The organism is Azoarcus indigens (genome assembly GCF_004361735.1).
GTDB lineage: Bacteria > Pseudomonadota > Gammaproteobacteria > Burkholderiales > Rhodocyclaceae > Azoarcus > Azoarcus indigens.
The window spans coordinates 331,937-355,966 of record NZ_SNVV01000002.1 but is presented as its reverse complement, the minus strand read 5'-3'; the positions used below and the strand labels follow the sequence as shown (position 1 = coordinate 355,966).

At 66.7% G+C, this 24,030-nt stretch carries 17 protein-coding genes and 3 pseudogenes; 8 read left to right on the top strand and 12 right to left on the bottom strand.

Annotated features, from left to right (window positions below):
- Nucleotides 1–106: 106 nt before the first annotated feature.
- A pseudogene (locus C7389_RS25360) lies at nt 107–217 on the bottom strand (transposase); the annotation flags it as partial.
- A 329-nt stretch (nt 218–546) separates the two neighbouring features.
- Here C7389_RS25360 and C7389_RS25355 point away from each other — a divergent pair.
- The gene (locus C7389_RS25355) at nt 547–999 is read left to right on the top strand and encodes an IS66 family transposase (RefSeq protein ID WP_162851657.1); all 453 of its coding nucleotides are present in this window, start codon (nt 547–549) and stop codon (nt 997–999) included.
- Between the two features lie 95 nt (nt 1,000–1,094).
- On the opposite strand, the gene C7389_RS04420 is transcribed toward C7389_RS25355, so the two are convergent.
- Nucleotides 1,095–2,009, bottom strand: a complete 915-nt coding sequence (locus C7389_RS04420) for a LysR family transcriptional regulator (RefSeq protein ID WP_211342498.1) — start codon at nt 2,007–2,009, stop codon at nt 1,095–1,097.
- A 130-nt stretch (nt 2,010–2,139) separates the two neighbouring features.
- On the opposite strand from C7389_RS04420, the gene C7389_RS04415 reads away from it, so the two are divergent.
- From C7389_RS04415 to C7389_RS24795, 4 genes are all read left to right on the top strand, one after another.
- On the top strand, nt 2,140–2,469 hold the full coding sequence (locus tag C7389_RS04415; protein ID WP_133588744.1) for a nuclear transport factor 2 family protein: 330 nt from the start codon (nt 2,140–2,142) through the stop codon (nt 2,467–2,469).
- Nucleotides 2,466–3,254 carry an SDR family oxidoreductase gene (locus tag C7389_RS04410; RefSeq protein WP_133588742.1) on the top strand — a complete coding sequence of 263 codons (789 nt, stop codon included), beginning with the start codon at nt 2,466–2,468 and terminating at the stop codon, nt 3,252–3,254. Before C7389_RS04415 ends, C7389_RS04410 begins: the two co-directional genes overlap by 4 nt.
- Nucleotides 3,255–3,486: 232 nt before the next feature.
- Nucleotides 3,487–3,828, top strand: coding sequence for a hypothetical protein (locus C7389_RS25065; RefSeq protein WP_211168174.1), 342 nt, complete (start codon nt 3,487–3,489; stop codon nt 3,826–3,828).
- A 60-nt stretch (nt 3,829–3,888) separates the two neighbouring features.
- A complete protein-coding gene (locus C7389_RS24795; protein WP_162851656.1) occupies nt 3,889–4,047 on the top strand; it encodes a hypothetical protein in 159 nt (52 codons plus the stop codon).
- Nucleotides 4,048–4,099: 52 nt separating this feature from the next.
- Here C7389_RS24795 and C7389_RS04400 read toward each other — a convergent pair whose 3' ends face one another.
- The 4 genes and pseudogenes from C7389_RS04400 to C7389_RS25350 all read right to left on the bottom strand — a co-directional run.
- The gene (locus C7389_RS04400) at nt 4,100–4,705 is read right to left on the bottom strand and encodes a DNA-3-methyladenine glycosylase I (protein WP_133588740.1); all 606 of its coding nucleotides are present in this window, start codon (nt 4,703–4,705) and stop codon (nt 4,100–4,102) included.
- Nucleotides 4,706–4,723: 18 nt separating this feature from the next.
- Nucleotides 4,724–5,011, bottom strand: coding sequence for a YciI family protein (locus C7389_RS04395; protein ID WP_133588738.1), 288 nt, complete (start codon nt 5,009–5,011; stop codon nt 4,724–4,726).
- Nucleotides 5,012–5,047: 36 nt separating this feature from the next.
- A complete protein-coding gene (locus tag C7389_RS04390) occupies nt 5,048–5,638 on the bottom strand; it encodes a TetR/AcrR family transcriptional regulator (protein WP_133588736.1) in 591 nt (196 codons plus the stop codon).
- A 155-nt stretch (nt 5,639–5,793) separates the two neighbouring features.
- A pseudogene (locus C7389_RS25350) lies at nt 5,794–5,941 on the bottom strand (DUF736 family protein); the annotation flags it as partial.
- Between the two features lie 69 nt (nt 5,942–6,010).
- Here C7389_RS25350 and C7389_RS04380 point away from each other — a divergent pair.
- The 3 genes and pseudogenes from C7389_RS04380 (at nt 6,011) to C7389_RS04365 (ending at nt 9,278) form a co-directional block, all read left to right on the top strand.
- Nucleotides 6,011–7,077 (top strand): annotated as a pseudogene (locus tag C7389_RS04380) (IS3 family transposase).
- 549 nt (nt 7,078–7,626) lie between these two features.
- Nucleotides 7,627–8,364 (top strand): type IV toxin-antitoxin system AbiEi family antitoxin domain-containing protein, encoded by a 738-nt coding sequence (locus tag C7389_RS04370; RefSeq protein WP_133588732.1) that lies wholly within the window; start codon nt 7,627–7,629, stop codon nt 8,362–8,364.
- Nucleotides 8,361–9,278, top strand: a complete 918-nt coding sequence (locus tag C7389_RS04365; RefSeq protein WP_133588730.1) for a nucleotidyl transferase AbiEii/AbiGii toxin family protein — start codon at nt 8,361–8,363, stop codon at nt 9,276–9,278. Before C7389_RS04370 ends, C7389_RS04365 begins: the two co-directional genes overlap by 4 nt.
- An 11-nt stretch (nt 9,279–9,289) precedes the next feature.
- On the opposite strand, the gene C7389_RS04360 is transcribed toward C7389_RS04365, so the two are convergent.
- The 6 genes from C7389_RS04360 to C7389_RS04335 all read right to left on the bottom strand — a co-directional run bounded on the left by C7389_RS04360 (nt 9,290) and on the right by C7389_RS04335 (nt 23,853).
- On the bottom strand, nt 9,290–10,525 hold the full coding sequence (locus C7389_RS04360) for a TIGR02679 family protein (RefSeq protein WP_133588728.1): 1,236 nt from the start codon (nt 10,523–10,525) through the stop codon (nt 9,290–9,292).
- Nucleotides 10,522–14,640, bottom strand: coding sequence for a TIGR02680 family protein (locus C7389_RS04355; RefSeq protein WP_133588726.1), 4,119 nt, complete (start codon nt 14,638–14,640; stop codon nt 10,522–10,524). Before C7389_RS04355 ends, C7389_RS04360 begins: the two co-directional genes overlap by 4 nt.
- Nucleotides 14,637–15,893: a TIGR02678 family protein gene (locus C7389_RS04350; protein ID WP_133588724.1), complete on the bottom strand. Its 1,257-nt coding sequence runs from the start codon at nt 15,891–15,893 to the stop codon at nt 14,637–14,639. The genes C7389_RS04355 and C7389_RS04350 overlap by 4 nt, the downstream gene beginning before the upstream one ends.
- A complete protein-coding gene (locus C7389_RS04345; RefSeq protein ID WP_133588722.1) occupies nt 15,890–17,404 on the bottom strand; it encodes a TIGR02677 family protein in 1,515 nt (504 codons plus the stop codon). Before C7389_RS04345 ends, C7389_RS04350 begins: the two co-directional genes overlap by 4 nt.
- Before the next feature lie 25 nt (nt 17,405–17,429).
- Nucleotides 17,430–17,669, bottom strand: a complete 240-nt coding sequence (locus C7389_RS04340; RefSeq protein ID WP_133588720.1) for a hypothetical protein — start codon at nt 17,667–17,669, stop codon at nt 17,430–17,432.
- Between the two features lie 70 nt (nt 17,670–17,739).
- Entirely contained in the window at nt 17,740–23,853 is a 6,114-nt protein-coding gene (locus C7389_RS04335; protein WP_133588718.1) for an AAA domain-containing protein, read from the bottom strand.
- Nucleotides 23,854–24,030: the final 177 nt, after the last annotated feature.

The following is a 24,030-nucleotide window of genomic DNA, read 5'->3' as shown; positions in this document are numbered from 1 at the left end:
CCTCAATGTGCTTCGTTTCCAACGATGCCCTCCTTGCGAGCGAGGGGGGCAATTCCTCGTGTCGCTAGGGGGTCAATTTACGATGTCGCCTGACAGCTGTACCAAAGCTGGGCGGCAGCAGAGGCCGAATGAGCTGCCATTCCTGATCGGTCAGATCCGTCGGATAGCGACGCCGCTCAAAGGCCGTCTGCCGTGCGCGATGTTCCTTGGTCCACATCCAACCCATCTGGCCACGCGAGGACGCCTGAACAACTCGCCATCGGCATTCTCAACCGGGCTCTAAACCCTTACACGCACCGGGCATGCTGGCCTTGCTGCCCTCCGGACGGCTCGGACCTCTTCATATCGGTTACCGGCCTCACCTCAGCCGAGCAAGACCTCGATCTCCTTGTTCTCAACAAGCGTACTGATCTCACGATAGAGATCGACCTCTTGACCGGGCGCAGAGACTGAAATGACAAGGGCGTACCGCGCTTTGTCAGCCACACGCTTTTGGCCGACGTGCGACTGCCATCATCCGTCGACCGGATAGACCGCGATGGCGTCGTGATCCGCCAGTTCGATCGTAAGCGCTGTCCCAGCCCCCTTTCGAGGAGATCGAGGCGACGCTGGCGAGCGGCGAGGCCGAAGCGGGCCAACGCGCTGCTGGCGAGCTACCCCGGCATCGTCCAGTGCGACGGCTACGCCGCCTACAAGGCGCTGGCCGGGGACGTGATCCTGGCGTTCTGCTGGGCACATGTGCGACGCGGGCTCTTTGAACTGGCCAAGGGCGGCGCGGCGCCGATCGCCGCCGAGGTTCTGCAGCGTATCGCCCCCCTCTACGTCATCGAGGCAGAGATCCGCGGTCGTCCTGCCGAGGAACGTCTGGCGGTGCGCCAGGCCCGCAGTCGGCCGCTGGCAGCGGAACTGTTCACCTGGCTCGACGCCCATCTCGGGCGTCTGCCGCGGTCCAGACGGCGCTTACCACTGACCGCTCTATACGCCGCATCTCGCGACTGACGGTGGCTCCAAGCGCCGTCATGACCATATGCCGTGTCACTATTGTGTTTGTCGGAGGTTCGGGGCGCCAGGGAGCAGGTCACCGACCACCCCGACTACGCAACCGAGCTCGAGGTAGTGGCTCCGCCTTGCCGCCGCGCGAAATCGACGAACGCCTTGAACGCGGCGGTCGGGTTGCGGCGGCTTGGATAGTAGAGGCTCAGCGGCGCCCGAGTGGGCGTCCAATCCTCCAGGACGCGCACAAGGCGGCCTGCCTCGATGTCGTGTCGCACGTCAGACTCCATCGCCAGCGCCAGGCCCATGGAGGCGAGGACCGCGGTGCGTGCGAGGCTCGCTTCATCGAGGGTGATGGCGCCCTGGACGTCGACGTGAACCGATTGCCCGTCCTTCTCGAACGGCCAGCGGTAGATCGCGCCGTCGGGAAGCCGGACACGAATACAGGAATGCCCGGCGAGGTCCTGAGGAATCACGGGCGTCCCATGCGCTTCCAGATAGGTCGGCGTGCCCACGACGACACTGCGCCGCCCGCCCCCCAATGGGATCGCGATCATGTCTGCCGGTACGAGGTCGGCACTACGGACGCCGAGGTCGAAGCCGCCCGCCACAATGTCCACCAGGCGACCCTCCGTGACGATGTCGATGTGGACCTGGGGATGCACGCGCAGGAACGGTAGGACGAGCGAAGTGAAGATCTCCCGCGCCGCCGTCGGAAACGCGTTGATGCGCAGCGTCCCCGACGGCACCGCCTGCTGAGAGCGTGCAACCTCCATCGCCTCATGGATGTCCTGCACCGCAGGAGCGACCTGCGCGACGAACCGCTGGCCTGCCTCCGTCAAGGAGACGCTACGCGTCGTTCGGTTGAAGAGCCGCACGCCGAGCGAACGCTCCAGCTTACCAACCGCATTGCTGAGCGCGGTCGTCGAGACCCCGAGCTCAAGCGCGGCCGCGCGAAACTTACCCCTGCGGGCGACCATGAGAACGGCGTCTAAATCGCTCAGGCTATTTTGCACAATTATCCCGGATTTCGTGATGAGACGTCCCGAATTGTCCCGATTATCGCGCGACCTGTCCTCCGCTATCTTGGCAGGCGCCGTACTCGCAGCCATTCCCGACAACGCCCGTACCAAAAAGGAAAGAACAATGACGCTCGAACTTCCGCCCCCCGTCGCCGCGTATGTGGCCGCAAACGCACGTCTGGACCTTGACGGCATGCTGGCGCCCTTCGCCGCCGAGGCCGTCCTGCGCGATAACGGCGCCGTTCTTCGAGGGCCCGCCGAAATCAGGTCGTTGCTTGAAGAGGCGGTGGTCGGGGCAAAGGCGATTTTCACCCCGGATACGGTCAGCCATCAGGACGGTCAGATCGTGCTCGAGGGTCTTGGCCATGGTGACTTCAAGGGCAGCCCGATCCGCTTCACCTATCGCTTCACGCTCGAAAACGACGCCATCAAGGCCCTGGAGATCACGGCATGACCATCAAGGCTGATCCCACCGAGTTCGCGGGAAAGCGCGTGCTCGTCAGCGGCGGCACAAAGGGTCTGGGCCGCGCTGCCGTAGAGCGCTTTCTGGCTGGCGGCGCTCGTGTAATCACCGCAGCCCGAGGAGCCGCCGAGCCCATAGACGGCGCCGAATTCGTCCAGGCAGATCTGACCACGGCCGAAGGCGGGGAACGGCTGGCCAAGGTAGCGCTCGATCGCTTTGGCGGGATCGACATTCTGGCCCATAACCTCGGGGGCTCGGCCATGCCGCCCGGCGGTTTTGTAGCATTGACCGATGACATCTGGCTTGCGGAACTCAACTTGAACCTTCTGGCTACGGTTCGCCTTGATCGCCTGCTGATCCCGCAGATGATTGAGCGAGGGACTGGCGCGGTGGTGCACGTCACCTCGACCCAGTCGGTGCTACCCCTTCCCGAGTCGACCACCGCCTACGCCGCCGCCAAGGCGGCGCTCCGGACCTACAGCAAGTCCATCTCCAAGGAACTGGGCCCAAAGGGTGTCCGGGTCAACATTGTCTGTCCCGGCTGGATCATGACCGAGGGTGCCGTCGAGCTGGTGAAGAATAGGCAGGCTGCGAATGGCGGCACGTATGAGGAAGCACGGCAAGCTGTCATGCGCTGGATCGGCGGAATTCCGATCGGACGTGCGGCCGAGCCCTATGAGGTCGCCGAAGCTATTGCCTTCCTGGCCTCGGATCGCGCCTCGTCGATCCATGGCACGGAGCTTGTCGTCGACGGCGGCACTGTCCCGACTGTCTGATCACAGGAACACGTGCACGTGGCCGGACTGACCAAGCGCCGGGTTTAAGCTTCTCCGGGGGAAGGCCTCCCCCGCGACCGCGCCTAAGTCCGGGCCGTCCCCTCTGCGGGGAGACCCGGCAACGCCCCCTGAGAGCGAGAGTGCGGACCGGTTTTCCGCGACGGGCGAATAGCTGAGAGAGAGGCGCCCGCGCCCGTCGTCGAGATTGGCCCCATGCACGTGCAGGTCCTCGATGCACGCCGCAACACCAGCGGAACATCACACGCTCGAGGCGGAGTATGAAGGTGCCGACGAGCTACCCGACGAGGTCGATCAGCGCCTCGGCGAGATCGAGACGGCGCTCGCCACCTTCGAAGCCCGGCCTGTGCGCTTTGAGGCGGGCGACATAGGTCGCGCAGGCGTGTTCATCAGCATCGCCCATGACGGCAGTGTCGATATCCCATGGGACTGGCTTGCGGCACTCGACACGTCCGGCGCCAGCGGGTCGAGTCGTGCGAGCTGGCGAAAGAAAATCGTCATGTCGGCCTCCGCCCCCGCAATCAAGCCGTGCAGCGGCACGACGGAGCGCCGGTAGATGCCGGCTAGGCGCTGCCCGTCAGTAACAGGTCGAAGCTCTAGACCGGTGTCGGCGGCGATGTCCTCTGCCGCCTGCACCCGCGAGGTGATGAAGGTACATCCGCTCACACTGCTGACGCTGGCCTATGCCGGCGACAGCATGCGCAAGGCCGATCAACTTCTGACGCAGGTGCGCCAGGAGCTCGAGGCGGTGTTGAAGGAACGCAACACTCCGTAGGTGCAATCGCGCTTTTGCCGCATGCTCAAGCGGAAGCCGATAGTGGTGATGCCTACGGTCGCTTGAAGCTCTGGCGGGCGCGACCGACTTGCTCTCTGACCACGCACCCGTCGGCATGGTCATTGACCAGTCCCATTGCTTGCATGAAGGCGTAGACGGTCGTGGGGCCGACGAATTTCCAGCCCAACTTTTTCAGGTCTTTCGACAGGGCCAGCGACTCGGCTGAGGTGGAAACGGTCTGCGGTTCGGCCAACGTGGCAGCCTTGGGTTCGTACCCCCAGAAAAAGACTGCCAGAGAACCTTCGCGCGCGACCATCTCGCAGGCACGCTGCGCGTTATGGATGACAGCCTCGATCTTGCCGCGATGGCGCACGATGCCGGCATCCTCCAGCAACCGCAGCACGTCGCGCTCGGTGAAACTTGCGATGCGCTTGAAATCGAAACCATGGAACGCTGCGCGGAAGTTCTCCCGCTTGGCCAGGATGGTGCGCCAACTCAAGCCGGACTGGAAGCCTTCCAGGCACAGCTTCTCGAACAGCCGCCGGTCGTCGGTCACCGGGAAACCCCACTCGGTGTCGTGGTAGTGAAAGAACTCGGGTGCTGCCGCGCACCAGCGGCAGCGCGGGCGGCCATCGGGTCCGGGGATCGTCGTGTTCATGGTCGCGGCCCTCGCTGTTCAGCCAAGCAGAAAGCCCAATCGCTCATCGGCCTTCGACGGCGCCACCTCGATGATTTCAGCCCGCACCACGTCCTCGGCTACGAACGGATCGTGTGCGACCCGATCCTGAAGCTCGTCCAGCGTAACTCCATGCACCAGGATCGAGCCGCCCGCTTGCGGCTGGATGCTGCCCGCCAGCAAGAACACGCCTTCGTCGAAGCCTTGCTGTAGCCAGTCCTTATGGCCCTGCATCAGCCGTCCGGCCTGATCCCGTGCGGCAGAGAACCGGAGAAACACGATGAACATGAAACCTTCTCCTGCGAAGTGGTGCTTGACAAGCATTCATCCGCTTGCAGCCTGTGCCGCCTCCACGGCAATGCCATCGAGCCACGCACACATGCGCTCGACTTCCCGCTGGACGAAGCGCTTGTCTTGGAAGGCATGGGCGAGCACCGCGACGCCCTGGCTGAAAGCCAGCACATGCATCGCCAGTGCATCCGCATCGGCCTTGTGCCCGAGCAACACGAACTGCCGGCGCAGCCAGACACGGAACAAAGTGAAAAGCTCGTTGGCCTGTGCTTGGGCCGGATGCGTAAGCTTGGCCAACTCGGTGCAAAGTGTGCCCACCGGGCAGCCGTGGCGCATGATCTTCGCCTGATTGCTTACCACGATGCTGATGAAGCTGCGGATACGCCCAGCCGGTTCATCGCTTTGCGCCTCCCAACTGTCCAGCATCTGCCGGGTGTTCGCCAGACGCACGCCGACCACGGCATCCAGGATCTCGTCCTTGCTCTTGAAGTGGTAATAGAAGTTGCCGCGCGAGATGCCCACGGCCTCGGCGATGTCGGCGAACGACGTGTGCTCGTAGCCGTGTTCATAGAACAGCCTGTCCGCCTCGGAGACGATGCGGTCGCGGGTGGTGTCACTGCTCATGGCATGCTTTCAATCGGCGCCCCGGCGCATTGGTTTCACAACTATCCCAGTAGGTCAAATGCCCTACGCAGTGAGAATCATAGGACGGCCGTCCTAAATGATCAATGCTGCGAGGAAATTGCGCGCCGCAATGGGCGAGGCGTGGTAGGCGGCCGTCAGGCCGCCTTGGGCTTGCTGCGACCAGATCAGGTCGTGCGTGCCCTCCTCGTTCTCGATCGGGCGGGCATAGACCGTCGCCGGGAACGAAGGGTCGTCGATGCTCACGGACAGCTACTCCCGCCCGGCCTCGCTGGTCTTCTTCCACTGATCTGCTCCGGGCTTTTCGGACCAGCTGAAACTCGAGAGGATGGCTTCCAGGAAGAAGAGGAAGTCATGCGCAAGAGCCGTCTCACAGAAGAACAGATGGTCAAGATCCTGCGGGAGGCGGACCGCTCGCCGGTCGCGGAGGTGTCGAAGAAGCGCGGGGGTGAGCGAGCAGACGATCTACACGTGGCGCAAGCGCTTCGGCGCGATGAACTCGGATGAGGTCAAGCGGCTGCGGCAACCGGAGGCGGAGAACGCGCGGCTCAAGGAGATGCTGGCCGAGCGTGATCCTGAGATCGACGTGATGAAGGAGATCACGGCAAGAAAATGGTGAGCACCTGCGCGCGCCGAGTGCAGGTGCTCTACGCGGTGACCCGAGGCGTTTCGCAGCGCCGGGCGTGCGCCTTGATTTGCGTGTCGCGCTCGGCGCTGGGCTATGTGTCGCGCCTCGATGAGCGAGATCGCCCGCTGATCGGCGAGATGCGTTGATTGGCAGCGCAGTACCCGCGCTACGGCTACCGGCGTATCCGCGTCTTTCTGCGTCGCGCCGGACACCGCCTGAGCTCGGCCGCACCTGGCGGCTGTGGCACAAAGCGGGCTTGCAGGTGCCGCGCAAGCGACCGCGTCGTCAGGTGGCCAGTCAGCGCGATCAGGTGCAGCGCGCATCAAAGGCCAACGGGATCTGGGCTTACGACTTCGTGTTCGATACCTGCGCCAACGGCCAGCAGCTCAAATGCCTGACGGTGATCGACGAGCACACGCGCGAGGCGCTCGCCATCGATGTGGCGGGCAGCATCCGCTCGGAGCGCGTCATCGAGGTCTTGAGCCGCTTGATCAGCGAGCGCGGTGCGCCCAAGGCATTGCGTTTGGATAACGGCCCGGAATTCGTCTCGACGCGGTTGCTTGCGTGGGCCACCGATCAAGGCTTGCAGGTGGCGTTGTCCGAGCCGGGTAAGCCGTGGCAGAACGGCACCGACGAGAGCTTTAACGGCAAATTCCGTGATGAGTGCCTGTCGATGGAATACTTTCGCAACCGCACCGAGGCGCGCGTCGTGATCGAACAGTGGTCCCGTCATTACAACGAGGTGCGGCCGCATTCCGCGCTGGGCTACCTGGCCCCGGCGCAGTTCGTTTAAAACCCGTCAGGCAAGGACCGCGAGGCCATGCTTCTCAAGTAGTTCGTCGGCCGAAGAATCAGGGCAGATCACTTTCCCGAGGAGACTTTTACCGTCAAAGACCGGTTTAGTCTGGATAGTAAACGGGAGGGTCTTAATCCGGCCCCCGGTTCGTACCGTCAGTTCTACCGCCAACCTGTTCTGCTGGCCGGCGATAGTCACTAGAGCCGTCGTGGCGTATCTTTTTTAATCAATACGTTATGACAAGCTCTCGATAACTGGCGATAGCCCCCGAAGGGCCCGATTTCACTCCCACTCGATCATTTCCGGTGGCTGGGAACCCGCATAAACACTAGGTATTTGTTCACTCATATTGCCGTCTACCGTCACTTTTACCGTCATATGGCGGGCGCTCTTCCCGGCATGGAGAATCGACTCGATTTCAGGGAGGCATCGCCCCTCTGTGGGCGCGCCAACGTTTGAAACAATTTGTCTAATCGTAGTTCAGTTACGATTGGCAGCACCAAATAAAACTTGCCGCCTCCTTGAAACGGTGATAGATATCGCAGCATGGCTACGACTGAAAGAACCAAGTTAAATTCCCTCTACCGGCACTGGGCGCCAGGTACCCCCCAGACGTCGGAGGACTTGGCAACGCTCGGCATCTCAGCCGACCTCGCCGTTCACTACGCGCGCGCCGGTTGGCTGACGCGACTGGCACGGGGTGTGTATGCCCGCCCAAACGATACCCTGGAGTTGCACGCCTGTTTGCTGCTGCTACAACGCGCCGTCAATGGACTGCATGTCGGAGGCAAGTCGGCCCTCGACTGGTACGGGGTAAGGCACTACCTGTCCCAGCAGCCTATCCTGCAGCTCTACGGCTGGACGGCCGCTCGCCTGCCCGACTGGTTCACCGAGCGCTTCCCGGCGGAGTACCACCGCAAGCGCCTATTCGCCGAACCTGCGACCGAACCGCTCCATGCTGGCCCGTTCGAAAGGCGTAGCGGTGCCCCCCGGGTTTCAACGCCCGAACGTGCGCTGCTGGAGGTGCTCAGCGAGGTGGGGGTGCGCCAGCCGCTGCAAGAGGCGCGCGAACTCGCCGAGAGCGCCTATAGCCTACGCGTCGATGTGTTGCGCGAATTGCTGCAGCGTTGCACCAGCGTCAAGACCGTGCGTCTATGCCTGCAACTTGGACGTGAACTCGCCCTGCCCTGGGTCACGAAGCTGGACCCAACGCAACTGCCCACCGGGAGCGCCCGAGCCTGGGTGTCCCGCTCCGCCGATGGGTTGTTGGTACTCAAGCCATGAACCAAACGTACCTCGATACTGCACGCCTGCTGACCCAAGTTGCCCCGCTCGTTTTTGTGGATGGCACCTTCGCGCTCAAGGGCGGTACCGCGATCAACCTGTTCATCCGCAACATGCCGCGGCTGTCGGTCGATCTGGATCTCGTATTTCCCGACCACAGCTTGCCTCGCGATGAGGCGCTGGCTCATATCAATGAAGCCATCCGGCGGACCGCTGAACGCTTGAAGGCACGAGGCTTTCAGACCCACACGCTGGCAGCGGTCGACGCCGGCGAAACCAAGCTGCTGGTGCGGCGTGCCGGCATCGAAGTCAAGGTTGAAGTCAATTTCGTGATGCGCGGCACGGTTCACCCGGTGCGCACCGCGGCCTTGACACCGACGGCGCGCGACACCTTGCTGGCGGACCTGGAAATTCCAGTGGTGTCGTTGGAAGACGTCTATGGGGGCAAACTCGTCGCCGCCATGGACCGGCAGCATCCCCGCGATCTGTTCGACGTGATGCAGTTGTTTGCGCACGAAGGCATCACCGCCGGCATCCGGCGCGCCTTTGTCATCTACCTCGCCAGCCACAACCGGCCGCTCCATGAAGTGCTGTTTCCTGCCCTGCGGGACATCGGGCAGGAATACGAGCGCAACTTCAAAGGCATGACCGCCGAGCCGGTGGAACTACCGCAGTTGTTGGCGGCACGCGAACGCATGGTGCATGAACTGCAAAGCGCTCTGGATGTTGATGAACGGCGCTTTCTTCTGTCACTCGTCGCCGGTCGTCCGGAGTGGTCGCTGCTGGGCATCGCACATGCCGAGCACCTGCCGGGGATTCGCTGGAAACTGCACAACCTGGCGCAACTGGAGCGCAACAGTCCGGGGAAATTCGCTGAGCAGGCTGAGATACTTTCGCAACGGTTTCGGCAATAGGCAAGTCAAGATCAATAATCAGGGGCTTGTTCTTGCCGGCCGGCGCAATCGAGATCTCGCAGCAGAATCGCCGCAACGGCCTCCTCGTCGATTGCCCGATTATGGGCGCGCATCGCGGGAGCAAGGCCTTCGTCCCAATCCGCATTTACACCCTCCGGCCCCAAGGCGCGTCCATTGACGGGAATATCCCGGAGCGCCGCCAAGTAGTCCGGCTCGCTGAAACGCCAAGGACGTGCGCCGCAGGTACGCATGACCCAATTGCCGATGGCGATCCCCGGCCAGTCGAAATCGCCGTGGTAATGCAGGCAGGCGCCCGCCGCCGCGAGTTGCAGAAGCAGCGTGCGCTGGGCGGCCCCCGGCATGCCGTCGGTACAGACGAGGGGCGCGGCATCGGCGCCGAGCGCGTCGGCAACGATGGCGACAAAGTTGGGATTCTCGCAGACGCGGATGTCGCAGCCGGCCACCTGCCAGGCCGGCGGCGACCGCAGCAGCGTGCGCAGGGAGACATAACCCGGCTCGCCCGGCGGCGGCGACGCCGCCTCACCCACCGGCAGGTTGAGGAACAGCGCCGGCCGCGACAGTTCATTGACCATGACACCCACCTCCGCCCACCGGTCGCGTACGCTGTCTTCGGTTCCCGCTTCGCTTTCGGTCGCATCCGCAGTCTGCCGCAGTGCCGCCAGGACGATGCTGGCGACCGGCCGGCCGGGGTCCAGCCCATGCGCATCGCCGAGCACTTCCGCCGCCAAGCGTGAGCGCGGCGTGCCGGCAGCGGGAAGCGCCTGCAACACCGCCTGCGCGGCATCGAGGAGCTGCCCGGCGGCGGCCGGCTGACGCGCCAGCCGCTTCACCAGGGCCATGCCGCTGGGAAGATCGAGCAAGGCGGCAAGGCGGGCATCGTGGCAGCGCCCGCGCAAGGCTGCCCATTGCGCCTGCAGCGCCGCCCGTTCCGTGGCGCGGTCGGCAATCGGGCCGTCGAGCAGCTCCAGCGCCTCGCGCAAGGATGCCGCAAGCCCGGCGCGTCGAAGGGCGGCATCGAGTTCGCTGACCGCCAGGGTCATCGAGTTGGCGAGCCGCGGCTTGCGCCCGAGCAGGCCGGCCAGGGCATTGCGCTCGGTCTCGGTGAGGCCGCCGAGGCGGAATGTTTCCGGCTGGGCGCGTTCGTAGCGTTGGCGCAGCCGGCGGCGCAGGCCGGCCAGCGCTTCCCCGCCGAGCAGGCGCGTGAGCCGCGGATCGGCCGTGGTCACGACGCCACCTGAAAACGCCGCCCGGGATCGGGTTCTTCCCGGCGCGTGCGCCCGTCCCAGGCCCAGCGCGAGACGTGCACGGCGTCGATGCCCTCGCGGCGCAGCAGGTGGCAGATGGATACGCCGGGCAGTTCGGCATAGCAGCCCCACTCGCTTTCGCTGGTCATGACGAAGTCGAGTTCGAATTCGCGGATCAGCGCCATGCAATGGGCGCGCGCCTCGCGGTCGATGCCGGCAAAGGCTTCGTCGAGCAGCACCAGGCGCGGCGCCCCGGAATAGCCATCATGGCCGCCCTGACTGTAATGGCTGGAGACGGCCGCGAACAGCGGCACCGTCAGCCCGAGGGCGCGTTCCCCGCTGGAGGCCGGCCCCGACAGGCGGCCCCACTTGCCGCCTTGCCAGCGTTCGACGCGAAATCGGTGCCAGCGGCGATAGTCGAGGGCGCGGGCCAGTTGTTCGAGCAGGCTGCCGCCGCCGGCGTCGGCGCGCGCCCGCTCGGCGGCGATACGGCTTTGCAGCATGTCGCCGACGACGCGGCGGTCTTCTGCCGACCAGGCATCGGCACTGGTGTTGAGGAGCTTCCTGCGTGCCGCTTCGAGACCGACTGGCGCGTCCTCGCCGCCTTCGGGCAGCGGTTCCCAGACGAGGCGGAAGCGCACGCCGGTTGAAGTCGGACGCTTCTCCAGTTCGGCGTTGATGTTCCCCACATGGCGATCGGCCTCCTGCAGCATGCGCTGGATGACGCTCGCGACCTCGGCTTGCAGGTGGTTCTCCAGCAGCTCGCGCTCGCGGGCGGTGAGGAGCTCGCGGCGCTGGGCGATTTCCTCGGCCAGGATGGCGGCGAGGCGGTCGGGGCGCTCGGTGCGGTTGCGATAGACGACGCTGACGATGAGGCCATGGTCGCTGGTCGCCGCGTGCGCCTGGTGGCCGAGCGCTCCCAGGCTCCGCAGCAGTTCGCCGAAATCCTCGGAAACCAGGTTCTGGATGCGGTTCCAGTCCTCGTCGTCGGCCTTGACGCCGGCCAGCGCCTGTTCGGCGCGGCGCGCCAGGGTGAGGGCCGGCTCGATGGTCCAGGGCGCAGCGGGATCGGGGCATTCGATGTCCGGCACGGCGACGGCCATCAGGCCGCTGGCGCTGAAACCCTGCAGGCTCGCGACCGCCGCCTGGCGGCCGGCGCGGCGGTCCTCCAGGGTGGCGGCACAGTCCTCCGCCTTCTGCTCGGCGCGAGCCCGCGCCTCGGTGGCGTCCCGCATTTTGCCCTCGACCTCTTTCAGGTCCTTCTCGCCTTGTTCGACCGCCGCGCGCGCCGCGCCGAGCCGCTGCAGGATCTCCTCCACCTTGAGGCCGACGCTCTCGTAAAGCGCCTGCCAGCGCGCCTGGGCTTCTTCGGCCCGGCGCTGCCTGTCGGCGGCCTGTTCCTGCCAACGCCGTTCCTCGGCCCCGGCATCGGCTTCGCGTACCTGTTGCGCCCGCAGTTCAGGAAGGGCGTGGCGCACCGCCTGCGCTGCCAGGAACAGCTGCTGCAAGTCGTCGTTGAATCCGTGCAGTGCGCTTTCCACCCCGTCGAGGGCGGCGCGCTCACAGGGCAGATGCAGGTCTTGCGCGTCCGCAGCGAGCTGCTCGCGAGCCTCGACCCAGCGCCGTTCCGCTTCCGCCAGCCGGACATTCGCCTGCCGCAGCGCTGCGTCGGCCGCCGCGTAGGCGCGGGCGCCAGCGGCCGCCTCCCCATGGGCGGCGCGCAAGTCATCATCGCTCGGCGCCGCGCTCCATTCGAGTGCCGCCTGGCGCCGCTGCGTTTCGAGCTTCTCCTTGTCTTCGCGGACCTTGCCCAGGGACACCTCGATTTCGCTCAGGCGCAGGGCGACTTCCGCCAGCCGGCGTGCCCGCGCCGCCGCGCGTGCCGCGTAGCCGATATAGGTGGCGGCAGGCTTCGCCCAGGCACCCGCCAGAGGCCCGACGCGAAAGCGCCCGTCCGGGGCGACCCAGGCTTCCGCAGCGACGGCTTCCGTCTCGCCACAGGCGATGCTCTCCAGCAAGTCTTGCACCACCGGTACGGCGACGGCGGCGTTTTCAGCCGGCAGCAGCCAGTCCGCGGCCGAAGCGGCCTGGCGCCCACGGGCGACGAGCACGGTATCGTGCCAGGACGAGGCGCCGTCCGCGGCCAGCAGCCGTCCATCCGGCGCGACCCAGGCATCGAGCAGGCCGCTCGCTTCCAGCGCGGCTTCCAGGCCGGCGCGTTGCGGTTCGGTCACCGCTTCGCGGAACTCCAGCAACTGCCAGAGGGGCGCGCCCGGCCGGCCAAGCCGCGCAGTGGCATCGCGGAAGTACGGCGCCGGCGGTGCGGCATCTTCGCCTCGCTCGAGACGCCGCCGTTCGAGGGCGAGCGCCTCGCCCTCGTCGGCGAGATCTTTTTCGCGCCGGTCGAGCGTGGCGGCCTGCCGGGCGAAGCGTTCGCTGGCGACATGCTGGGCGGCATGCAGGGCGGCGCGCGCCGGGTTGTCGCCGGCCATGCCCGCGACCCATTCGGCCAGCGCGTCCAGCGCCGCCTCGGGCGCCTGCGGCCGCAGCTGTACGATGCGCTCGAAATGACCTTCCCAGGCGTCGACGAGCAGCGCCCCCTGGCGCTCGACGGCGGCATCCGCCTGCAGGCGGCGGGCGGCGGCGTCCTCGAACTCGTCCGCCCGTACATCGCGCTGCTCCGCCGCCTGACCATGCCGGCCGTGGGCTTCCGCCACCTCGTTCAGCCGCCGCCTGATCAGGCCGAGATGTTCGCGCCGGCGCGCCAGCAGGCCGCGCAGGCGCTGCTGCGCGGCCCGCCAGGCGGAAGGGTCGAGGGCGGCCAGCGCCTCCGGATCGCCGATGGCCTCCTCCTGCGCGAAGTCGCCGCCAAGGCCGCAAATGTCGGCAGCGGCGGCGGCCGCGGCGCGGCCGTCGGCCAATGCCTGCCGGGTGTCGGCAGCCCGCAGCTGGCACTCTTGCAGCACAGCCGTTTCCCGTCGCAGCCGTGCGGCAGCTTCCGCCACCGCCTGCACCGCCTCCCCTGCATCCTTGTAAGCCTCGTCTGCCTGGCGCTTCGCATCATCCAGGCGCCGGGCGTCGCGCAGCGCCGGATCGTCGCGCAAAGCGTCATGGGCGGCGCGGGCCCGCAGCAGTCCGCCCGCCACTTCGTCCCGGCGCTGTTGCTGCCTCCCCTCCTCCATCCGCGCGGTCTCCAGGTTTGCCCGGGCATCATTCAGCGCCTGGCTGGCCTTGTCGAATTCGGTCTGGGCGGCGCGCAGCCGGCGCGCCTCGCGCCGGGCGTTGATGCCGGCGTAGACGCGATAGCGCTGGTTGAACTGCCCGACGGCCCTGGCGAGGGCATCGAAGCTGTCGAGTTCCTGGCGGTACTCCTCCAGCTGATTCAAGGCGTCGGCAACATCGCCGAGCAGTTCGGCGGGCAGCGGCGGCAGTGCTTCGGTGAGTGCTTCCGAAAGGTTCGCCTCGTCGGGGCGCTTGGAAAGCTGGGGTTGCCGCAACTGGATCAGGGTGTCCATGAGGGCGGAGTAGCGGGCGGTGCCCAGCCTGAACAGCCGCTCATCCACCGCCCGCCGATAGGATTCCGCGCTCGGGAAGACCTGGCCGTGGCCGCCGAGGGCTTCCTGCAGGCGTTCCCGGCTCAGCACGACGCCTTGCGGGCTGGTGAGCCACAGGCTCTCGCCCATGCGTACCTCGTCGGCGACGAAGAACCAGGGATCGACCTGTGGCCGGGCCGCCACCGCCGACAGCCCGCAACCGAGGGTAACGAAATGGACGCGGCCATCTTCGCCGCGGCGGCCGAATTCCGCCCAGACGTAACCGACGCGCCGCTCGTGCTTGCCCATGAGCAGGTTCCAGGCCATCTTCTTGCCGGGATCGCCATCGGGCTCGATGCGGGAAGGCTTGATCTGGGCGTCGAACAGGAAGGGCAGCGTCAGCGACAGGACCTTCGACTTGCCGGTGCCATTGTTGCCGCGCAGCAGCAAATGGCCGTCCCGGAACCGGAATTCCTCGCTGTCGTAATGATAGAGGTCGACGAGCCCCAGACGCAGGGGCTGCCAGCGGGCAACGGTCGGCAGCGGAAGTTCGGTGACGTTCATGAAAATATGTCCAGTTGCATCGGTTCGTCGCTACGCCGGGTCTTGACCGTCGCCTCGCCCAGTGCGACGCGGGCCAACGCGGGCGAGGGACGCACCGCCCCCTCCAGGCGGCGGATCAGCCGCAACATGGCGAGCCGGCTCAAGGCGGCTTCGGCGAGTTCCCGTTCTCCGCCGGGCTCGCGTGCCGACTTGCGCCAGTAACGCCCATAGCTTGCTGCCGCCGCCCGGATGAAATCGGCGATTTCGGCTTCCGTGACCACGGCATCGGCATCCTCGCGCCGGCGCTCGGCGAGGAACTCGGCGACCAGCAGGGTGACGTGGGACTCGGTGCCCTCGGCCGGCAGCGCGACATCCGTCAGGAAGCCGGTTTCGTCCACCAGCGCGACCCCCTCGGCGCGCTGCTCGGCGATGAGGCCGCTGTCCTCGGCGAGGCGTGCCGCCATGGGGCCGCGCTGGTTCAGAAGGTAGGCGCGGCTGTCGGCGTCGAGGTCGTCGAAATAGATCACCGGATCGTCGAGCAGGCGGCGCGACAAATGGTGGCGCAGCGCGGTGCGCCGGCCCTCCTCGCTTTCCGGCTGATGCTCGGCGACCAGGGCGGCGATGCGTTGTTCGAGATCCTGCGGCGCGGCTTCCGGCGTCCAGGTGGATGGCCCGCGCACGGCGGCCAGCAGGCCGGCCAGGACGCGCCGGTGGATATCGTAGAGGGCGTCACCGCCGCCCCCTTCGTGGCCCAGGACATAAGCTTCCTCGTCGCCCGCGACCCGGGCCATCACGCCCCAATCGAGCAGGGCGCGGCAGACGGCCACGAGTTCGCGTCGTTCATGGACATTCTCCAGCCCGAAAGCGAATCCCCGTTCGGCCAGCGCCGGCTCTGCGGCCAGGAGGAGCAGACGGTCGCCGAGGACGCGCAGGGTAATCTGGGGCTCGGCGCGCTCCAGCACGGCGGCGGCCAGGCAGAGCAGCACGTAGCGGCGGCGGTCGAAGCCGGGCAGGCCCCGCGAGGCATCGGACAGATCGGCCGGCCGCTTGTAGAGGCGGGCGCAGTCGCGCTCGATGGCGAGCGGCCAGCCGGTTTCGCGGGCAAACCAGGTACGCAGCCGATCGGCATGGCGGCGCACGGCGGCGAAGGCGGGATGGTCGCTGGTCAAGAGCGGGCGCATGAGCAGGACCCGCACGGCGTCGCGGTATTCCTCCTCGCGGTGTTGCGCCTGGCGGTCGCCGATGGCGCGGCTTTCGAAGCGCGGCTTCTTCATCCTGAGTTCGGCACGGGGGTGATGGTGAGGCGGTGGTCGCGCCCGGAAAAGGTGCCCAGCGCTGTCTCGATGACGGCATGGGAATCCTCGCCCAACGGCTCGAGGCGGATGTGCAGGAGGCCGTCGGAGGTGGTGCGCGCCACCGTCGCGCCCGGAGACGGCTGGCTCGCCAGCGCCTCGCCGAGCACGGAAAGAAAGAGATCGAATTCGTGCGGGTCGAGCCGGCCGAGCTCCGACAGGCGGCAGCTCTCGCCCGTCGCCAGCCGGGCCCGGGCCGCTTCCACCTGGCGGTGTTCGGCCGCCGCCTGTTGTGCCAGTAGCGCCCGCTCCGCATCGCGGTTCCTGACCCGGGGCGCGGCGCCGCGCACCGTCGCCGTGCCGTACTCGCGCAGGCGCGGATGGATGGCGATCGCTGGCGCATCGGCCCACGCGGTCGTGGCCGGCACCTCCTCGGCGGCCGGCAGCGACAGGTGGCGCGCCGGGTTGAGGGCGAAAGCGGCGCGCGCCAGGCGATGGGCCTGATCGTCGTCCGCGCAGTCCGCGAACCACCGGGCGAGGATCCGGAAGTCCGCCGACCGGTCGCTGCGTCCGCTGCGCCGCTCATTGACGGCGGCGATGGCGGCGAGCAGCTGCGGAATCGCCGCCCGCGCCTTGGCTCGCAAGGCCTCGGCCTGGGCCGGGCCATGGCCGTCCGCGACGAACCACAGGCGCAAGCCGCGCCAGCGTTCGCGCCAGGCATTGACGCGGGCCTGCAGCACGTCGGCCTGCTGGTGGGTGTCGCCCGGAGCGATGTCGCGCGCCTCGCGATTCGCCGCCTGCCACAGCAAGGCATCGACACGGGTGTCGAGGGCCTTGAGGCGCTGCGCAATGGCGCCGGAACGGCTCACCAGGTCGCCGATGAAGCGCTCCAGATAGTCGATCAACCGCTTCTTGAAGCCGACCACGGCCTGCACCTCGGCCTGCTGGATTTCCAGGCTGCGGACGATGCCGGCCATGAAGGCCTGGGCATTCTCGGCCAGATCCTCGAACACGCGCACCAGATCGCGCAGCACTTCGTGGACCTTGGCATCGTCCGGCGCGCTCTCGGCAGCCAGCGCGATCAAGGTTTCGAGACGGGCGTGGATGTCCTCCAGGGCGACGCTCTGCAGTTCGCCGCGGCGCCTCAATGCCTGCGCGAAGGTCGCCAGCGCCGACTCCACCGCCTCGCCGCCGTGGGAGAGCCGGTAGATGAAACGGGCCAGGTAAAAGTCGTCGATGCTTGCGACCCGCGCCGTATCGGGCTGGGATTCGAGGTTGCCCCATTCCACCAGCTGGGCGAGCCCGGCCCGGACCTCCTCCAACCGGGGCGGCTCGTCCGGCCAAGCCGCTTCGCGCCACACCTCGTCGGGCCGCAGGTAGGGGCGGAACTGGCGTTTGGCGGCGGCGAAGGCCTCCATGATGGCGCGGTAGAACGCCGCTTTGTCGGCGCTGACGTGGCGGAAGAGTTCGCGGTGGTCGGGAGAAACGTTCATGCAGCGCTTCGGGAAAGCGGCGATTCTATCGGTTCTGCATGTACATGGCGAAGAGCGTCGCGTTGGTGTGGCGCAGTTGGCGCCTGTTGTCGACGACTTCGGCATGGCGCCCCTGGCGTTCGAGGGCGAGCAGGGTCATGATCAGGCGCAGGCAGCGCTCCGGCGGTGTGGCGCTGCCTTGCTCGGCGCGCATCAGCTTCGCGGCGTCGACGACCGCGTTGCGCAACGTCACCGGCTGGCTATGTTCGAAAAGGTTGAACTGCATGGCGATCGGCGATCGATGATCCTGGCTTCCGTCCCTGCTTCCGACACGCTGGCAAGTCGTGCATGTGTCGTCAAACCGGATCGGTCGCCGCCACGGCAGGCATTGCGCCTGGCTCGGGAACGTCAAGCGTCTTCGGGCCACTTCCATCGCCAAGCGCCGCACGGATCTCGGCCAGGACCTGGGCGCGATTGCCATCCCACTCGCGGCTGGAAATACGCAGGAGCTTCCAGCCCCGGCTGGCGAGGACATTCGGGATGTGGACGTGGCTCTCGAATACGGACTCGGCGGGGACGGCTTCATCGAACAGGATGCCGAGCCGGTAGCGCTGCGGCGCGGCCGGATCGACGACCGCAAGCGGAACCCGGAAGTCGGAAGTGCCGACATCCAGTTCGCATTTGATGCCGAGTGTCTCCAGGGCCAAGGCGACCTGCGCGTTGAGCGGTACCCAGGATGCGGGCAGCCTGCCGGCGTCGGCATGGCGCGACCGACTCGCACCCCCGATCGCCTTCAAGGTCTGCTCCGCCTGGTTGCGCTGGCCGGCGGCCAGCTGGTGGGCGAACTGGAGAAATCCCTTGAAGAGCCTTGGGCCATCGTGTTTGCTGCGCGCCACCGAGAGCATGTGCGGTTCGAACGAGGCGACGACAAAAATTTCCTGCTTGGCGCGCGACACCGCGACGTTGAGTCGCCGCTCGCCGCCGCGCTGGCCCAGAGGGCCGAAGCGGGCCGGAACGTAGCGTTCCGTCTGGCCGTTGCGGCCGGTCCGTTCGACGGGCGCATGCCCGAGCGAAAAAATGATGATGTCGCGCTCGTCGCCCTGCACGCTCTCCAGATTCTTCACGAACGGCCGGTCATCGATGCGGGGTGCGGCGTTGGCGCGCAACCAGAGTTCGGCAAAGCCGGCGTCGGCGCCGACGCGGCGATCGATCTCGTCGAGGATGGCACGCCGTTGGGTCAGGTTGAAGGTGACGATCCCCAGCGAGGGCTTGTCGGGGCGCTGAAGCAGGCGTTCGACCAGGCCGATCACCGCCCGCGCTTCGGGTGGGTTGGCGCCGTTCTCGTAGCTTCCGTCCGGAACATCGAGCCAATGAACCGCCGCTGGTGCCAGCCGGCTGACGGTGGACGGAATGGTGTTCAGGTCGCCGCCATAGATGGCGTGGTTGGAGAAGGCGATCAATTCCTCGTGCCGGCAACGGTAGTGCCAGGCCAGGCCCATGCGCTGGGCGCGATGGCGGGCCAGCACCAGCAAGGATTCGGCATCGAACATTTCGCGCGCTTCGATGCCGGCTTCGCTGACTTCCTCATCGGCGTCGTCGCCCGCCTTGAAGAAGTTGCTGGGCGGCATCTGCCGCTCGTCGCCGGCGATCACGGCGCGGCGGGCCCGCATCAGCACCGGGAGGCCGTTCTCGACGGTGCATTGCGACGCTTCGTCGAAAATCACCAGGTCGAACACCGGGGCACGGGGAAACAGCAAGGTTGCGGTTTCGGGCGAAAGTAGCCAGACCGGGAGTACGTCGAGCAGGCCCTTGTCCCAGAAACGCCGCACGAATCCCCGCAAAGGCAGGATGTTGCGCTGTTTCCTGGCCTCTCGCAGGATGGCTTCGCGTGTCGCCTGTTCCGGCGTCCGCCGCGCACCTTTTTCTGCCGGGGCGACCCGGAGCAGCGGTGAATCGTCTTGCATGGCGAGGATGTGCTGCACGGCGAGGCGGCGTTCTTCATCGTGCAATGCCGCGAGCTTGGCTTCATCGGCATACAGCGTTGTAGCGGTTGCCTGATCGAGGATGGACAGATCGGAACGATGGTTTTGAACCGAGGCGATCGAGGCTCGGGTCCACGTCTTGCGGACCCCGTCGGCCCATGCGTCCGCGCTGTCGAATTCCTTGCCATCGGCAAGATGGGCTGGCAGGATCGCGGCTTCACGGACCATCGCCTGCGCCGCCGCCAGTTGCCGGTCGGCGCCGACCAGGCGGCTGGCGTCGCGACGCCAGGCTTCGGCAAGCTGTCCGAGGCTCTGCGCCGTCGGCGACAGGGGAAGCCAGGGCAAAACGGTACGGATCGGCGCAACCGCGGAGGCCAGTGCGGCCATCGCCGTGGCCGCGGCATGCAGGCAGTCGATCCGCTGGTCCCATGCCATCACGGTGTCGGCATTCCATCGTTCCGGCCAGGCATGGAGCGCACGCAATGCCGCTTGTTCTGCCTCCAGGGCAACAACCGGTGCCCGCAGTGACTGGGCGCGGTGATGCCAGTCGATCCAGTTTTCCGCCGCCTTGTCCCACGCTGCGATGACCCCAGGCCCCGGCGCCGCACGCCAGACACCGAGCGCCTGCATATCGGCGCGGCAACCGGCGATGGCACGGGCGGGACCGATGAGCGCCATGGCCGCCGCAAGCCAGGCGCGCGCTTCTACCAACGATGCAGGCCGCTGGGTGGCAGCCAGCCAGTCCATGGTATCGGCCAACCCCCGCCAGCATTGCGCGGCTGCCGCTCTGCCGTCGATGCGGGCCAGCAAGGCATGGTCCATCGGCGCAGCAGCCATCTCCGGCCATTGCGCTGCGAGGCTGGCACGCACGGTTTTCCGGGCGCGCCACCAGGCCGGACTCAGAAAACGCGCCAGGCTGTCGACACGGGTGCGGACTTCGGCCAGGGCCTGCGCAAAGACAGGATCGATGGAAAATGCGACTGGCCTGGCAAAGGGCTCCAGGGCGGCTTCGTGCTCGCGCCAGAGCCGGCCGAGTTCCATCAGCTTGTCTGCCCCTTCCGGTTGCGCGGCCAAGGCAGCAATCAGTTCCCCGAACCAGCGCACACGGTCGGTCCCCTGGCGCTGCGCCTGGGAATCGATGAGCGCATGCCAGGCAAGCTGGGTACGTTCGACGGCCTCCGGTTTCGTATCCTTGACCAGCAGAGCAACGAATGCATCCTGGCCCGCCGCGGCATCTCGCCACTGCCGCGAATCGAGGGCGGCCGACAGGCCCTTTGCCGCACCTTCCAGCAACTTGTGCCCCATCTCGCCCGGCGGCAGCGCGGCTGCTGCCAACGCCCCTTCCAGCGCGGCCGCCGCATCGCGGGCGGAGACGAGGTCGGCCATCAAGGCGCGCGCCTTGTCGTTGTCGTAATCGGCGAGACTGCTGCGTACCGATGCCCCTGCGGGGTCCCGCCATGGCGACCCCTGGCGCCAGAGGTCGGCCAGGGGGAACAGCGCGGAGATCTGGACGGCCAAGGGATCGAGGCGACTCGGCGGCAGTTCTGCCAGGGCGTCCACCCGGCAAGGTTCGGTCACCTCCAATCCGGAAGCGTAAGTATGCAACTGCCCCAGGGGCAGCGGAGCGATGGCATCGCCCTGATGCCCCGGCGGCGTCACCATGGTCAGAGCCGCCCGTTGTCGCAGGCTCGCCATCAAGGCATCGACTTCGCCGGCGACCACGCCACGGCGGAAACCGTCATCGTTGCGTGGCTCGGGATTTTCGAGTCGCGCCGCCACCTGCCCATACAGGGCGCGGCGATCCTCCTGCACGTCATGCACGACGGCCAGCAAATGACGCAGGCCCACACCATCGAGCCGATGCGCAACCACATCGAGGGCCGCGCGCTTTTCGCAGACCACGGCGACTTTTTCGCCCCGCGCCAGCGCATCGGCAACCAGATTGACGATAACCTGGCTCTTGCCGGTACCCGGAGGGCCATCCACCACCAACGCCGGCGCCGTACGTGCGGCGGCCAGGACGCCGCGCTGCACCGGGTCGGCATAGAGCACCGGGACCGGTGGCGATGCTTCGGCCTCGGTGGGGGCTGCCGTGTCCGGCACCAAGGCCTGGCGCAAATCGGCCGGCAACACCTCGCGTGCACTGGCGAAAAGCGCTATCGGCGGCGCGCCTTTATCGAGCGCGGACAGCAGGTCATCGTAATCCTGCAAGAGGTCGGAACTCGATTGCGGGAAGAGTCCCAGCACTGCGCATTCCTCGATCTCCAGCCGGTCGTCGCGCCATTCGGCGAGTTCTTCCCGCCGGTCGGCGAAAGGCAGCAACCGGTCGAGCGAGCCGACCGTCCCGAGACCGATCAGCGCCAGCTCCCCGAGCAAGGCCTCGGGGCCGACGGCGGCAAGTTCATCGGCCTTTTCGGCGAGTTCGTCCGGATAGCTGTATCCCTTGCGGTGAAAGATCAGACGCAATGCGGACTGATTGGCGATGGGCGCTGTATCGGGCGGCACCACCAGGCTGATGGCCCCGGCACCGTGGGCACCCCGCTCGATACGCACCGGCTGGAGGATCAGCGGGGCACGGAACAGATAGCCGCCCGCCAGGCCGGCGACAAAGGGGTAACCGAGGTAGAGGTCGTCCGCGCCCGTTTCCTCGTGGCGGGTCGACCGCTCGCGCTCGAGTTGCACCAGTGCCTGGGCCAGCCGGCGCGCCGTGTCATGGGCACCGATTTCAGCCGCATCGAACAGGCGAGCCCGTTTGCAGCCGCGCAGCAGCGCCAGGGTCCGTTCAGCCAGGCCGGTCGAGACGGCCTCAAGCTCGTACAGGTCGACCGAGCGGCCGGGGCGGCAGATCTGCATGCGAATCGAAGGACTGCGGCCATCGCCGGAAATCAGCTTGTCGCGCAGGCGAGCCAGGCCGCGACGCAGGCGCTCGCCGTCCGGGCCGCAGCCCTGGGTCGGCGCCTCGGGAAGTTCGATGGATGGCGCGGCAACGCCTGGCAGGAGTTCCAGTCGATGGATGGCATCGAGATCGTCGCTCAATGCGGGATCGAAATCGAGCCCGTTGCCCTGGGCCATCTTTGCCAGGCGCTCGTTCATCTCCGGCGAGGATCGGTAGGCGCCGATCATGCGCAGCAAGCGCCGCAAACTGACCTGCCCGCCGCCCCGACGGGCGACACCCTGGAAATATACCGTCAAGGCCTCATCCACATCCGCCCCGCGCGGCGGCATCGGGATGCTGCGCTCGGGCCGTGCCAAGGCCTCGTGGACATCCAGCCCGAAATGGGACAGCACCGCCGGCAAGAGCTCGACAAAAAGCTTGCGGCACCCGAGCGCCCCGCCAATCGCGACGATGACTTCGACTTCACCGGGACTGCACTCGCCATCCACCGCCAGCACATGCGCCAGGACGGAAAAAAGCGAGCGTTGCAAGCGCGGGCCACTGGCGGCGATCAGGGGCGCGAGGCGCTGGAATTCCGTCAAGGCCCGTTCCGGATCGAGGCTGTCGCGCCAGTGGGGAACCAGCGGTGCGAATACCCGTTCGATGGCCTGCGTTTCCAGATCATGGAATTCGCCATCGGCGGCCGCCACCAGCACGCACGCCGCCAACGCGCATTCGTGCACTTCGATGGGAGGGTCTTCCAGCATGGTGGGGATGCCGATCTCAAGCTGCGGATGCCCAAGCACCCGCAGCAGCAAGGCGTCAACTTCAGCCAGGGTGCGCGTGCCGGAACCGTGCCCGGTGAGTTGCCGGTAGATATCGGTTTCGGAGAATAGCCACAATGCCCAGGTCCGCAGGCTGTGTTCCGGATGGGTGCTGCCCTCGGCAGTTTCGCCCTCGGCCAGCGTCGTCTCCATCAGATCGCGGCTTTGGGCAAGGTAGGCGTCGGTGTCCCAGGTCAGCGTTTCGGCGGCAAGCCCCGTGACGACGACCATCTCCAGGCGCAATGCGGCATCGAGGCCCGAACAGGCGAGCAATCCGATACGGTCGGCGGTCAGTTCCTGGGCCATGGAGAGGCGCTGAGCGGCAGCCATCAATGCTTCCGGCGCACTGCTGCCGTGCAGGATGGCCATCGCCGCCAAGGTCGGGCCACGGTGCGGATTGTCCTCGCCATGGGCGAGATAGTGGCCGAGCTCGTGGCCGAGAAGCGCAGCCAGGGTGTCGTCGTCAAGCAGGGAGAGCATGCGCCCCTGCACTTCCATCAGTACCGGAGAACGCACCGAATGCATGGCCGCGTTTTCGGCACCGGCCGCCTGGTAAATCTCGACAGGGGCATCGATACCGAACCGCGTTGCGAGTTCCCGCGCCACCCGGTACAGGTTCGGCGCCATGCCTTCGGAAAGCAACAGGCTGCGCGCCATGAGAGTCCGACGCACACGTGCTGGATCGTGAGAAATTTTCGCAGCCAGCGCGTCGACTCCCGGCAGTTGACGCAGAGTGTCAGCGTAGTCGGATTCGCCACGAAAGCGAATCGATTCGATATCGAACTTCACGTGATTGCCCCGTTCTCGAGTTGGAAATATTCCTGGCGGAACATTTTTATGACACTCGATATGCTACTCGAAAGTCGCGGGCTCACGAGTCAGGAAAGTGGCCGCAAGGGGAAGTTGTCTGTCGATTACCGGAAGCAGCCGCTTGACTGAGTTCCTGCCCCGGCCAGACACGAATAA

Coding starts and splice junctions, on each gene's coding strand:
- C7389_RS04340 (WP_133588720.1), bottom strand. CDS start 17,669: ATGCAGTTCAACCTTTTCGAACATAGCCAGCCGGTGACGTTGCGCAAC.
- C7389_RS04395 (WP_133588738.1), bottom strand. CDS start 5,011: ATGTTCATCGTGTTTCTCCGGTTCTCTGCCGCACGGGATCAGGCCGGA.
- C7389_RS04345 (WP_133588722.1), bottom strand. CDS start 17,404: ATGAACGTTTCTCCCGACCACCGCGAACTCTTCCGCCACGTCAGCGCC.
- C7389_RS24795 (WP_162851656.1), top strand. CDS start 3,889: ATGTCCTCTGCCGCCTGCACCCGCGAGGTGATGAAGGTACATCCGCTC.
- C7389_RS04410 (WP_133588742.1), top strand. CDS start 2,466: ATGACCATCAAGGCTGATCCCACCGAGTTCGCGGGAAAGCGCGTGCTC.
- C7389_RS04350 (WP_133588724.1), bottom strand. CDS start 15,893: ATGAAGAAGCCGCGCTTCGAAAGCCGCGCCATCGGCGACCGCCAGGCG.
- C7389_RS04355 (WP_133588726.1), bottom strand. CDS start 14,640: ATGAACGTCACCGAACTTCCGCTGCCGACCGTTGCCCGCTGGCAGCCC.
- C7389_RS04415 (WP_133588744.1), top strand. CDS start 2,140: ATGACGCTCGAACTTCCGCCCCCCGTCGCCGCGTATGTGGCCGCAAAC.
- C7389_RS25065 (WP_211168174.1), top strand. CDS start 3,487: ATGCACGCCGCAACACCAGCGGAACATCACACGCTCGAGGCGGAGTAT.
- C7389_RS04400 (WP_133588740.1), bottom strand. CDS start 4,705: ATGAACACGACGATCCCCGGACCCGATGGCCGCCCGCGCTGCCGCTGG.
- C7389_RS04365 (WP_133588730.1), top strand. CDS start 8,361: ATGAACCAAACGTACCTCGATACTGCACGCCTGCTGACCCAAGTTGCC.
- C7389_RS04390 (WP_133588736.1), bottom strand. CDS start 5,638: ATGAGCAGTGACACCACCCGCGACCGCATCGTCTCCGAGGCGGACAGG.
- C7389_RS04370 (WP_133588732.1), top strand. CDS start 7,627: ATGGCTACGACTGAAAGAACCAAGTTAAATTCCCTCTACCGGCACTGG.